Annotated in this window: 10 protein-coding genes and 2 pseudogenes; 5 read left to right on the top strand and 7 right to left on the bottom strand. The window is 64.0% G+C overall.

The window, feature by feature from the left end:
• Positions 1–117 precede the first annotated feature (117 nt).
• Positions 118–972, top strand: coding sequence for an oxidoreductase (locus CIC12_RS26185; protein ID WP_168668389.1), 855 nt, complete (start codon positions 118–120; stop codon positions 970–972).
• 77 nt (positions 973–1,049) lie between these two features.
• Here the strand turns inward: CIC12_RS26185 and CIC12_RS26180 are convergent, their stop codons facing one another.
• From CIC12_RS26180 to CIC12_RS26155, 5 genes are all read right to left on the bottom strand, one after another.
• Positions 1,050–1,463, bottom strand: coding sequence for a rubredoxin (locus CIC12_RS26180; RefSeq protein WP_168668387.1), 414 nt, complete (start codon positions 1,461–1,463; stop codon positions 1,050–1,052).
• A 569-nt stretch (positions 1,464–2,032) separates the two neighbouring features.
• Complete coding sequence (locus tag CIC12_RS26170) at positions 2,033–3,283, bottom strand: Rieske 2Fe-2S domain-containing protein (protein WP_168668385.1); 1,251 nt, start codon at positions 3,281–3,283, stop codon at positions 2,033–2,035.
• A 197-nt stretch (positions 3,284–3,480) separates the two neighbouring features.
• Positions 3,481–4,932, bottom strand: a complete 1,452-nt coding sequence (locus tag CIC12_RS26165; protein ID WP_168668383.1) for a glycosyltransferase family 2 protein — start codon at positions 4,930–4,932, stop codon at positions 3,481–3,483.
• 66 nt (positions 4,933–4,998) lie between these two features.
• Complete coding sequence (locus CIC12_RS26160; protein WP_168668381.1) at positions 4,999–5,598, bottom strand: cytochrome b; 600 nt, start codon at positions 5,596–5,598, stop codon at positions 4,999–5,001.
• Between the two features lie 244 nt (positions 5,599–5,842).
• The gene (locus tag CIC12_RS26155; RefSeq protein ID WP_168668379.1) at positions 5,843–6,649 is read right to left on the bottom strand and encodes a class I SAM-dependent methyltransferase; all 807 of its coding nucleotides are present in this window, start codon (positions 6,647–6,649) and stop codon (positions 5,843–5,845) included.
• A 359-nt stretch (positions 6,650–7,008) separates the two neighbouring features.
• Between CIC12_RS26155 and CIC12_RS26150 the strand changes: the two are divergent.
• From CIC12_RS26150 to CIC12_RS26135, 4 genes and pseudogenes are all read left to right on the top strand, one after another.
• A pseudogene (locus CIC12_RS26150) lies at positions 7,009–7,478 on the top strand (LysR substrate-binding domain-containing protein); the annotation flags it as partial.
• Between the two features lie 198 nt (positions 7,479–7,676).
• The gene (locus CIC12_RS26145; RefSeq protein WP_168668377.1) at positions 7,677–7,880 is read left to right on the top strand and encodes a DUF3562 domain-containing protein; all 204 of its coding nucleotides are present in this window, start codon (positions 7,677–7,679) and stop codon (positions 7,878–7,880) included.
• 156 nt (positions 7,881–8,036) lie between these two features.
• Complete coding sequence (locus CIC12_RS26140) at positions 8,037–9,140, top strand: NAD(P)/FAD-dependent oxidoreductase (protein WP_168668375.1); 1,104 nt, start codon at positions 8,037–8,039, stop codon at positions 9,138–9,140.
• Positions 9,141–9,517: 377 nt separating this feature from the next.
• Positions 9,518–9,979 (top strand): annotated as a pseudogene (locus CIC12_RS26135) (N-acetyltransferase family protein).
• A 163-nt stretch (positions 9,980–10,142) separates the two neighbouring features.
• Here CIC12_RS26135 and CIC12_RS26130 read toward each other — a convergent pair.
• Both CIC12_RS26130 and CIC12_RS26125 read right to left on the bottom strand, forming a co-directional pair.
• The gene (locus CIC12_RS26130; RefSeq protein ID WP_168668373.1) at positions 10,143–11,546 is read right to left on the bottom strand and encodes an MFS transporter; all 1,404 of its coding nucleotides are present in this window, start codon (positions 11,544–11,546) and stop codon (positions 10,143–10,145) included.
• A gap of 25 nt (positions 11,547–11,571) precedes the next feature.
• A partial coding sequence (locus tag CIC12_RS26125; RefSeq protein WP_168668371.1) for an NAD(P)/FAD-dependent oxidoreductase occupies positions 11,572–12,688 on the bottom strand: 1,117 nt, incomplete at its 5' end.

Below are 12,688 nucleotides of genomic sequence, written 5' to 3'. Positions count from 1 at the left end.
ACGCCGTGCAGGCCGCACCCAGAACACCGTTAGCACATCGATCGCGAACGCGAACGGCGCGCCTTGTGCCGTAGCGGACTCTTCACTCGTCGTAGACCATCAACAGGAGTTTCCCAAATGATGAATCGAGACAATCCCGTCTGGTTGATTACCGGCTGTTCCACCGGCTTCGGCCGTGAACTGGCGAAGCTGGTGCTGGAGCGTGGCTGGCGCGCGGTCGTGACCGCACGCGATGTGTCGAAAGTGCAAGATATCGCCCAGGCGCACGGCGAGCGAGCGCTCGCTCTGCCGCTCGACGTGACGAACCGCGCCCAGATCGAAGACGTGGTCGCGCAGGCGAAGCAGCGTTTCGGCCGCATCGACGCGCTCGTGAACAACGCAGGTTATGGCTATCTGGCCGCGATCGAGGAAGGCGAGGACGACGAAGTCCGCGCGATGTTCGAGACCAATGTATTCGGTTTGATCCACATCACGAAAGCGGTGCTGCCAATCATGCGCGAGCAGCGCAGTGGGTTGATCGTCAACGTGTCGTCGATTGGCGGCATTGCGAGTTTCGCGGCGACCGGCTATTACCACGCGACCAAATACGCGGTGGAAGGCTTGTCCGAATCGCTGGCGCTCGAGGTGAAGCCGCTCGGCATTGGCGTGCTGATCGTCGAACCTGGCCCGTTCCGCACGAACTGGGCGGGACCGTCGATCAAGCAGTCGGCCACCGTGATCGACGACTACGCGGGCACTGCGGGCGAACGCCGCCAGCAGACCGAAGCGCGCAGCGGCAAGCAGGCGGGTGATCCGGTGCGCGCCGCGCAGGCGATCATCGACGCCGCGCTGTCGGACAAGCCGCCGCTGCGTCTGCTGCTCGGCAAGATGGCGCTCGACCTCGCGTACAAGAAGCTCGACTTCATGCGCGGCGACTTCGACGCATGGAAAGCCACGACCGAGGGCGCGGATTATCCGGCGGGGAGCGCCTGATCACACCGGAAGCCGGGACCGCGCCGTGGCATTGGATCGCCGGAACGGTCTGATGCGTTCAAACCCGTTGCCGGGTTTCAAAACTCGACCAGCGCGAAATCTTCCTTGCCGACGTCGCACAGCGGGCAACGCCAGTCGGCCGGGACATCCGCCCAGCGCGTGCCCGGCGCGATACCCTCATCCGGCAAGCCGGCCGCCTCGTCGTAGACCCAGCCGCAGATCACGCAGACCCATTGCTTGAAGTCGTCCGCCGACACGGCATGACCAGACGCTTGCGCCGCGCCTGCCACAGCAGGCTGCGAGGGCGTCTCATCAAGGCTCACGACCAGCGGCGCGACAGTGCCGCCGCCCGCGGCGAGGCGCGCCTGCAGGCTTTCCAGCAAGCGCTGCGCTTCGTCCTGGGTCAGATCGATCCAGTAAGGATCGCCCGCACCGTCGTTGAGCCGCTCGGGGGAAAACTGGATTTCTACGGCTACGCCCTTCTTGTACATGGCACTCGGAATATCGATGAAGCCGGCAGCGAGTGCCGGCGTGGAGCCGCACGCATGATGCGAGGGCGATGGAGCTAGACCAGATGATTCAGCAGGATGGAGGCGATCAGGCCAGCGGCGCCGATGAGGCCAAGCAATTGCATCAAGGTGAGCGATTTACGCGGTGCGGTGGAGGCTTGTTGCGTGGTCACGAGAAATTCTTGAAAGTTGGAAAAAGCGAAATGGTACACGGGTGTGAGCGCGACGCATGCCGATTGGCGCAAACCCGCGCGTATCGGGCGACATTATCGCCGCTCGCGCGCGCCGCATTGCCTACCGGGCGGAGATGGATTAATTCGTTGGGAGGGGGAAAGGAGAGTGTGCCGGCACGTTTTGCCGGGTTTGTCCTATAAATGCGCCGCCGTACGCGCATGGCGGGCGGGCGGTGGCGACAATTCCCGCTAGCGCCGCACGCTCGATCCATCAGCCCGGTCAGGCCAATATGACTGACGCGATGCGATGCGATGCGATGCGATGCGATGCGATGCGATGCGCCGCGCCTCGACGTGCGCGGCACCTCAGCCCGAATCTCAGGACTTCGCCAACGGATTGCCCTGACGCGAATCCCAGAAGCGGATCACCGACGTGTTGCCGGTGCCGGCGCCCACCACCTGATCGGCCGCGCCGCCTTCGCGCAACAACGCGCGTAGTTCGTTGATGACCGGAAACACCTCGTGATTCCAGTCCGCGCCCTGCGAGTCATGCGCGCGCTGTTCGGCTTCGACGATTTCGCGATCTTCCTTGAAGATACGCTCGGTGAACCACACGAGCAGCGGCCACGCGAGATTCAGCACGCCGGGAATGCCGGGCTTGCGGATCGACAGCAAACCGAACGTGCGATTGGTGCGCTGTTCGCGATCGAGCGGCACATAGACGATCCACAGGTCCATCACCAGCGTCTGCTCGGACGTGCGGATCTGCAGCGTCTGATACGGATACTCGGTGCGGATCGTCATCACGTCCTTGTCGTTGTCGCCGCCGGTCTTGCGGCTCTGGCCGAACACGATCGCTTCGCCAATCGGCTGCTGCCCGGCCATGCGCGCAAACGTGTAATCGACTTCGACCCAGCCTTCGCCTTTGCGCCGCCCCAGCGAACGCGCGCGCATCTGCCCCATCTGCTTGCGATGCAGGAACTGATGGTTCATATCCATCAGATTTTCGTGCATGAACGAATAGTGACAATTCACCGGGCGGCCGAAACGGCGCGTCTTGTACTTCTTGTCGCCCACCGAACCGAGCTTGGGCAGCGGCCGCTGTTCGGCCAGTTCGGCATCGCCCGGAAACACGAAGATCAGCCCTTCGACTTCCTGGCACGGATAGGAACGCACGCCGTTCGGCAAGCGGTCGCGCCCGAGATAGGGCACGTCGATGCACTTGCCCGAGCAGTCGTAGGTCCAGCCGTGGTAGCCACAACGAATCGACTCGCCCTCGACCACGCCTTGATGCAACGGCACTTGCCGATGCGCGCAGCGGTCTTCCAGCGCAAACACCTTGCCGGACTCCGTGCGCGCCAGCACGATCGGATCGCCGGCGAACGTCACGCCGTGCGTCTTGCCCCGCTTCACTTCATGCGACCACGCGAGCGGATACCAGTAGTCCGGGTGAATGCCCACGCGGCGTAGATCGCGCACCGGTGCGTCGAGCGCGGCGTGGCCCGGCGCATGCGCATGGCCTGCTGCCGGAGCGGTCGCATGCGCGGCATTCTGCGACGCTGCTTGAGCAGGCGCCGCATCGACGGTTGCATCGACGGTGTCTTGTTCGAGCGGGGGAACAGCATGCATACGTGAAGCCTCCATGCACCAGCGGATAGAAGATCGCCGCCCTGCATGTCTTGAGGCCGGCATCGTCGCCAGTCTACTAGATGCGACCGCCGTCCGGGTCGAAGGAGGGCGCCCCGTGCCTCGCGACGCTGCGTCGCGCCCGCCTGCGCGCCCGCCTGTGCGCGCGCTCCCGACGGTGCCGCTAGCGCGGCGCGCCTTCAGCTCTCGTCGCGCGCCACCAGGCCGGAGCGGCGTTGCACACCCCACGAGCGTCCGCCGCGCAGAAAGTGCAGCCAGCCGAGCGCCGCCCCGGCGTGCCGCACGAGTTGAAACGTGAACGGCTCGGCAATCGCCGCGAGCATCGCCATCCACAGGCTGTTGCCGCTGCGCTCGCCGGTCCACCGCCGATACAGATGAATGCTCCACAAATAGAACGCGAGATCGATCGCGGTCTTCAGGCCGATCACGCTGAAGATCGACACGACAATCGCGCCATGCCCGCCAAACAGAAACCCGAGCAGCAGCGCGAACGCGGTCAGGCCGTAAATCGGCTGCATCGTGTCGAGGGCCTTGACCGGCAGCATCAGCATGCCGAGCGTGCCGTAGCGCCGATTGCCGGTCATGTCGCGGTTCCAGTACTGCGTTTGCAGGAAGCCCGCGAACCAGCGCCGGCGTTGCCGCAGAAAACTGCCGAGGTTGTCCGGCGCGTCGGTGTGCGCATGCGCCTCGCCGACCACCCGCACGTCCCAGCCGAGGCCGCGATCGACCGAGTAGCGGCGCAGCCGGTGAATCAGCTCGTAGTCTTCGACCAGACATTGCGGGTCGAAGCCGCCCACGTCGAGCAGCGCGTCGCGCCTGAACGACGCGAACGCGCCCGAGATCAGCAACAGACTGTCCGCGCGCATCCACGCAAAACGGGCGATGAAGTTGCGCATGTACTCGTAGGTCTGGAACCACTGGAACACGCGGCCCGAGAGCGACTTGCCGCAGACCGGCACCAGAATGCCGGCCGCCGCGACCAGCTTCGGCTCGCTCGCGAACGCGGCGCGCATTGCGTAAGTGGCGTCGTCGTCGAGCAGCGTGTCGGCGTCGACGGTCATCACGGTGTCCGTGGTCATCACGGTGATTGCGGCATTCAGCGCGCGCGCCTTGCCGCCGTGCGGCACGCGCAGCCAGAACAGGTTCGGATGCAGCGAACTCGCCGCGCTCAGCACGCCGTCGGCGGCGGCCGTGAGGCCGAAGCGTTCGGTGAGCAGCGCGCGGGTGGTGTCGGTGGAACCGTCGTCGGCAATCACGATCTGCGCCGGGCCGTGCGTCTGACGCAGCAGCGCGGCGAGCGTCACCGGCAACACCGCCGCTTCGTTATGCGACGCGACGATCACGCCCATGCTCGGCAAACGTCGCCGCTCGTAGTCGGCTTCGAGCGGCGCGGGACGCCGCATCAGCGGCAGCGACTTCCACGTGACGAACGCGAGCAGCAGTGTGTCATACACGACATACGCAATCCCGGTCGACCAGGCCAGCGCACCTTCCAGAAAGAATGCGCGCGCGAACAGAAGCAGCCACACGGCGACGACGCTGAAGTGAATCAGCGTGCTCGACAAGGTCGCGGGACGCGGCAAGATGCGCGGCGAGGCGAGTGCAAGTGCCTGTTCCAGAGTGTTTTTCAAAATGACTGCCGGGTTTGGGTGCGTCAATGCCGCGGTTATCGGAAAGCGAAACAGCGCCTGGAAGCCTCACGGCGCCATGCGCCGGAGTACCGACTTGCGATCGATCCACTGATGCTTGAGCGCGCCGCCGATATGCATTGCGAGCAATGCGTAGAGCGCATAGCCGAGCCACGTATGCAACGCGCCGAAGCGGTCGTGCAAGCTCTCCTTGAGCGCCGGATCCAGGTTCATCACATAGCCGATGCGCGGCCATGGAATCACATCGAACAGATGCATCGGATGCGTCGCCGCGTCTTTCCACGCGGAGTCGTGCAGCCAGCCGGACAGTGGCAATGCAATCATCAGCAGATACAGCAGGAAATGCGCGAGGTGCGCGGCGACCTTCTCCCATGACGGAAACTCACGCGGCAACGGCGGCGGCTTGTGCGACACGCGCCACAGGATGCGCAGCAGCGCCAGACCGAGCACCGTGATGCCGATCGACTTGTGCGTATCGATCACCGGACGCACCCAGTCGTCGGGCAATGAATCGGCGCTCAGGCCGAGCACGACGTTGCCGATCATCAACAGCGCGATCAGCCAGTGCAGGGTGATCGCGGTGCGGGTGTAGCGCGTCGGCAGCGGCGCGCCGGTCGAAGTGGTCAGGGAATCGGCGTGAGTGTTCATGGTGTGGTTTTGTCCACGAGTACGGTATGTTGCTGCGAAATCTGTTTGAAGATCCGGCGGTCGCACGTCACACGTTCAACGCACAGCCGGTATCAAGCTAACGCCTCAGTGTGCCGTTTTATTCCTCCAGACGCTTAACTGCGTATTTCAGATTGTTTCGCCGGGGCGTGGCGCGTCAGCGCGGTTGTCCTCGGTTGCCATGCCGCGGCCATGCTGTTGCCATGCACGTGCCATGTGGCTGTCATTACTCGCGCGCCGCCGGCCGTCGTGCGATCACCGCGGTCGATTCGACCCGCTCGTCGAGCCAGCCGTCGGTTGCATGTGCATCGAGCAGTTGGCTAATGCGCGCGAGCAGTTCATCGAGCCTGTCGCCGAGCCGCTCACGCGACAGGCTCGACATCGACAAGGGCCGCGCGCTCAACGATTCGACCGGCACGCGCCGCGTTTCGACAATCGACACGCGCTCCAGCGACGCAAACGCCGACTTCGCCAGCACCGTCTCATGGCTCTCCCAATCGTCGGCTGTGCGTTGCATGCGGGCGGAATCGCTCCGCGCATACTCTTCGAGCAGCGCGTGATAGGGCGCGAGCCAGGCGATCGGCGCGTCGATGACTTGCGCCGTCGAGAACAGCGCCACCGCGCCTTCCGGTTCGATCAGCGCATCCAGGCGCGCAAGTGTGTCGGGCCGGTCCATCCAGTGAAATGCGCGGCCGATGACCGCGAGCCGGAAGCGCCCCAGCGCCGGCGACACATCGTACGAACTGCCCGCGCGATATTCGATGTTCGGCGCAATTCCCGCGCCCAGGCCGGCCGCCACCCGCAGCATTTCCGCTTCCGGATCGAGCGCAAGCCCCGCGCCGACCCACGACGAGAATGCCAGTGACAATTGCCCTGGGCCGCAGCCGAGATCGAGCAGCCGATGCGCGCCGCTCAGCTCGCACGACTGCGCGACACGCCGGATCAGCTGCGGCGAATAGGCGGGACGCCCGGTGAGGTAGTGCGCGGCATGGGTCTTGAAGCGATCGGGGACGAAGGGAATTGGAGCAGTCATCGGCGGTTCCTNACATATCGGACAGCACGCTGTTGCCTGGCGCCGGCTTCTGCGCCTGCCGAGCCTGGTCATTCGCTCAGGCTGTCCTGCGTCGGCATGCGTGAAAATTTGACGCGCGTGCGTCGGCGCAGTGTCCAAAATGCCGAACATTCGCGGAAACAGTAAGCCGGAAAAATTCGATCGAAATCCGAATGAAAGACGGCCGGTGCATGCACGTACCTCGCGACACTGCGCGCCAGTTTAGGCGAATCGGCCGTTCGCCGTTCAACGCTGCACAAAGCGGTAATGGGCGACGCCCCCACTCGTTGCCGCTCGCGCAGCCGGACAGTTCGGCAAGCGCCATGGGGGAACATGCGCAGCGAAGCACGCGGCGCGTTAGCCTGACCGAGGGCGGCGAACGTTTCTACGAGCGCTGCCGGCAGATTCTCGACGCACTGAGCGAAGCCGAATCGATGATGCTGCAAACTCCAACGCCACACCGCGCGGGCGTCTGCGGGTGAGCTTGCCGACCATCGGCTATCGCTTCCTGCTGCCGATCCTGCCAGACTTCGCCGGGCGCTACCCGAAGATCGACCTCGAACTGGATTTCAACGACCGTCTCGTCGACGTGATCGAAAGCGGCTTCGACGCCGCGATCCACAGCGGCTAGCTGCCCGACTCGCAACTGATGGCGCGGCGTCTCGGCCCGTTCCGCTTCGTGCTATGCGCGTCGCCGGCCTATCTGCAGCGGCGCGGCGTGCCGCGCGTGCCGGCTGATCTGGCCCGCCACGCGTGTTTGCGCTTTCGCTTTCCGACCTCGGGCAAGCTGCAGCCTGGGCGTTGCGCGGCTTGCCGGACGATGCCGCATTGATTTCGCGCATCGCCCCGCTGCGCGGACACTTGCCGCAGTGCAAGAAAAAAATCTCTGTGAATCGGATCGCACGATAGACCGATTCAATTGGCATGCACGCGGATCGCATCCTGTAATGAATTTCCTGCTGTCCGCGTTCCCTCCGTCCAACCCACCGGCCTTTATTCGGAGAAATCCATGTCGCAGCCCGAGCCTGATGTCAACGAAGTGGTGAAAAGCATCGCTGAAGAAACCGACACGCCGACCGAAACGGTTTCCCGCATGTATGCGGACACGCTGGCCAATTACCGGCTCGATGCGCGCGTATTCGATTACGTGCCGCTATTCGCCGCGAAGAAGGTCCGCAATCAGCTTCGCGGTAGCTCAAATCAAAAACATTGACGCGGTGGCGCGCGGAGACCACCGCCTTTCACCACGAAGCTTGTGACGACGTTTCGCATCGGCTCGCCGGCTTGCGCGCCGATTCTCGCGAACGCGTATCGACGATATTTTCACGCTGCTAGACTCTGAGCCTGAGCCATGACTCGGGAGATCTGAATGCGCGTGACAATCGTAGGCGCGGGTATCGCGGGCTTGAGTACGGCGTGGTCGCTCAGCAAACTCGGGCACCACATCACCCTGATCGAGCAGGGCTCGATTCCGAATCCGCTCGGCGCGTCGGGCGACCGCCATCGCATGATCCGTCGCGCGTATGGCGATGCCGATGGTTACGCGCGCACCATCGCAGAGGCCCTCGATAGTTGGGACCTGCTGTGGAACGACCTTGGCGTGTCGCACTATGCCAACTGCGGCGTGCTCGGCATTTCGCAGTACCCTAACGACGGCGCCGAACAGTTCCGCGCGGGCCTCGACCGGATGGGCTTCGAATACGAACGGCTCGACGCGCGCGAAGCGGCCGCGCGATATGCGTTTCTCGACCCCGATACGTTTTGCTACGCGTACCTCGATCGTGACGGCGGCGCGCTCTTCAGCGAACGCATCGCGCGCGACATGAAGGCGTGGCTCAACATGCGCGGCGCGGACATTCGCATGCATACCAAAGCGCTTGCGGTCGATCCGCACACGGCGTCGGTGCGGATCGGCGACGACACGATCGTGCGCGCCGACCGGCTGGTGGTCGCCACCGGCGCGTGGACGCCGCAGCTGTTTCCCGCGCTCACCGACAACCTGATGACGTACCGCAACGCCGTCGCCTACCTGGAACCGCCTGCGGATCTCGAAGAGGCCTGGTCGAACGCGCCTGCGATCCTTGACATTGGCGGCCGAAACGACGGCTATGTGCTGCCGCCGCTCGACGGCATCGGCTTGAAGTTCGGCGCGGGCGCGCACAAGGCCCGCGCGCCGGACCCCGATGCCGATCGCGCCGCGAGCCCCGATGAGGGCGAGCAGATACGCCGGCTGTTTGCGCCGCCGTTCAGGCGAATCGTTGAATATACGGTGACCGAAGTCAAGACCTGCGCATACACATTCACGGCCGACAGGCGCTTCTTTTCGAGGCGCATCGGCAATGCGCTGGTGGTGTCGGCGTGCTCGGGGCACGGTTATAAATTTGGCGCGGCGGTGGGCCAGCGCGTCGCGCAAGCGCTGACTACCGACGACGACACGACACTCGCGCGTTGGCTCAGAGCCGAGATGGTTTGAACGATTTTCGTTCTGAACCACACGCGCCAATTGCAACGCCGCCGCGATGTCCGACGCCAACGCACTGTTCATTCTCCGGCAAGATTCGCGTAAACGCTCAGACGGCTCAATCATTACGCAGCATTGCAATGTATGGATTATGATGCGGCATGACGGACGCTGGGGATCAGGCAGCGTCCGTATTGAGCGCGGTGTTTGGCTGAAAGCAGCGCGATCGATCGCCGATGCGTCCAGTTCGCGGCTCCATCTTTCGCCCGCATTGTGGAGCTAACAATGCAGGCGCAAATTTCTTATGCTGACCAGGCCAGAAACCGTTATCCGCCTGAGTATAACGGGCCCATTCGCAAGCCATCGTCCACGAACAAGGAGCCACCAGCATGTCCGCCCCGATTCAGATCCGCCCCGTTACCCATGAAGACTTCGACGCATGGTTGCCGCTCTGGGACGCTTATAACGCGTTCTACGGCCGCTCGGGCGAAACGGCGTTACCGCGCGAGATCACGCAGATCACATGGGGACGTTTCTTCGACGGCTACGAGCCGATGCACGCGATGGTCGCCGAAAGCAATGGCCAGTTGGCGGGCATCGTGCATTTTCTCTATCACCGTCACACGACGCTGGCGGGCCCGATCTGCTATCTGCAGGATCTTTATACGCTGTAAACGGAACGCGGTAAGGGCGTGGGGCGAGCACTGATCGAAGCGGTCTGTGCACGCGCGAAAGCGGATGGCGCGCAGCGCGTCTATTGGCAAACGCATGAGACGAATCACACGGCGATGAAGCTTTATGACGGTATGGCCGACAAGTCGGGGTTTGTGGTTTATCGCAAGGCGTTGTGAGGGGCGGTGCATTCGCACGAGCGGCCGGTGCATCCGGCCGTCAAATAAAGGAAGCTCGCGATCATCCGTCGCCTAAAAACAAAAGGCGCATCAACCGGTGCGCCCCTCGTCTCCCTACTATCGCGGTACCAACCATCAACCGCCCACGCAACCCATCACCCTCTCAAGCCTCCAACTGCTCCAGCACCTTCCCCTTGGTCTCGATGCCGAGAAAGTGCACCGCCATCGCCGCCAGAAACGGCACTGCCGCGAGAATATAAAACGCCACCTGCAGGTTGCCGCCGATCATCGTCTTCGACACGATCGCCGGGGCGAAAATCGCCGCCACCTTGAGCCACGCGCCGCCGACACCGCAGCCCATCGCGCGGATACTGGTCGGATACAGTTCCGGCGTGTACACGTAAGCCGTAATGAACCCGCACGCGAGGAAGCCCAGCGCCAACGCGCAGAACGTCGCCACCACATACACCGTCGAGCCGTGGAACACGCCTGCCAGCACCAGAGAAAGCGCGCACGCGATGAACGACACATTGATGATCGGCTTGCGTCCCACCTTGTCGACCAGCAACGCGCAGGTCAGTGATCCCAGCACGCCGAGCACCGAGGCCGCCACCGCCAGATTCAGCGCGAGTTGTAGCGGCGCGTGATAAATCGTGCGATAGATCGTCGGCAGCCAGGTCGACAGACCGTACTGGATGAAGCCGCAAGTGATCCACAGCATCGCCACAGCCAGCGTGCGCTTCAGATAAGCCGGGCCGAACAGGTCCGCCATGCGGCGCTTCGGATGACGATTCGCCATCGCGTCGAACTCGGCCGCATTGGCCACCGGCGGCAACGGACCTTTGCTGGCGCGTTCGAACGCATGCACGGCGGCGTCGGCATCGGCCATCCGATCGCGCTCGGCGAGCCAGCGCGGCGATTCCGGCACCAGCTTGCGCAGCACGAAGAACAGAATCAACGGCATGCCGCCGATGAAATACATCGCTTGCCAACCGAAGCGCGGCACGATCCACGCACCCAGTGCGTTCGAGGCGAGCAGGCCGACCGGAAAAACGATTTCATAGAGGAGCACGAAACGGCCTCGGCCATGCGCGCGACTGATCTCGTTGATATAAGTCGCGGCCACCGGCAATTCACCGCCGAGCCCCAAACCTTGAATTACCCGCAGCACGACGAACGCCGCGAACGTCGGCGCAAAACCGCACGCAATACTCGTGATGCCGATAATCCCCGAGCTCAACGCGATTGCCTTCACGCGGCCCTTGCGTTCCGCGTACCACGGAAACACGAATGCGCCGATCAGTTGTCCGACCGAACCGGAGCCAATCAGAAAGCCGATCTCCCACGGCGTCAATTGCCACTTCGCGATCAGGATCGGGAGCGTGGCCGCGATCGCGATCACGTCGAAGCCGTCGAAGAACGTCGCGAGGCCGATCAGAATGCGCGCGCGCACCTGCATCGCGTTCTTCGGCAACCGCTCGAGACGCGCGATGATCGAGCCCCGGGTCACGGGGCCTGAGACACCGGCGCTGCTGCGGTCCCCCATGGTGTTGTCGATGGTTCTCATGCCGTGGTGCCGTCCGTAGATGTGGTTAGGCAAGCGCCGTCGAGGCGTCGGTCAGGGTGGCAAGGTCGATGGTCCGGCCTTGGTTCATCCATTTGCGCGAGAGCTTCAGTTCGCGCGGCGTGTTGATCGCGATCACGCCGCGAATCGCGCCGTCTTCCAGATGGAACAGGGTGGCGCGTTTGCCCGGCAAATCGCCGCGTACCGCCAGTTGCGCATCAGCCGGAATATCGCCGAGAATTTGGAGGTTGACGTCGTACTGATCGGACCGGAACCACGGAATGTCCGCGTACGGTTCGAAGGTGCCGAGCACGGCCTTCGCCGTGGAGATCGCCTGGTTCTGCGCGTTGGCCCACGATTCCAGCCGCACGCGACGCTTGAGCCACGCACTCGGATGATTCGCGACGTCGCCGCACGCGAAAATGCGCGGGTCGTCGGTGGCGCCAAAATGATCGACGACGATGCCGTCGTCCACCTTCACGCCCGCCGCTTCAGCCAGCGCCGTGTGCGGCGTAAGACCGATGCCGGCGACCGCGAAATCGGCGTCGAGCGTCGAGCCGTCCGCGAAAGTGGCGCGAATCCGCTTGGCGTCGTGCGGATGGTCTTCGAGCTTCACGAGCGCCGCATTCAAGCGCACGTCCACCCCATTCGCACGGTGCAGTTCCAGCAGGAAGCCAGACACCATCGGCGGCAGCGAGCGCGCGCACAGACGCGGCGCGCCTTCGACCACGGTCGCGTCGACGCCGAGCTTGCGCGCAGTGGCCGCCACTTCCAGGCCGATCCAGCCGCCGCCCACCACCAGCACGCGTTTGCTCGCGCGCAGCCGTTCGCCGAGCGCGATGGCTTCGTCGAGCGTACGCAGGTAGGTAACGTGCGAGGTCTTCGCGAGCGCGTCCGGCAGCTTGCGCGCCGCGCCGCCCGTGGCGATCACGAGGCGGTCGTAGTGCACTTCGCGGCCCGACTGCGTGCGCACGATGCGCTGCTCGCGATCGATCGCGTTCGCGCAATCCGGTTGCCACGCTTCGACGTCCAGCGCATCGAAGTCGTCGGGCTTGACCAGCCGCACGGTGTCGATATCCGCTTCGCCGGCCAGCACGGCCTTCGACAGCGGCGGGCGTTCGTACGGCAGATGCACCTCGTCGGCG

This window comes from Paraburkholderia sp. SG-MS1, assembly GCF_012275575.1.
GTDB lineage: Bacteria > Pseudomonadota > Gammaproteobacteria > Burkholderiales > Burkholderiaceae > Paraburkholderia.
This window is presented reverse-complemented; position numbering and strand designations above follow the sequence as displayed.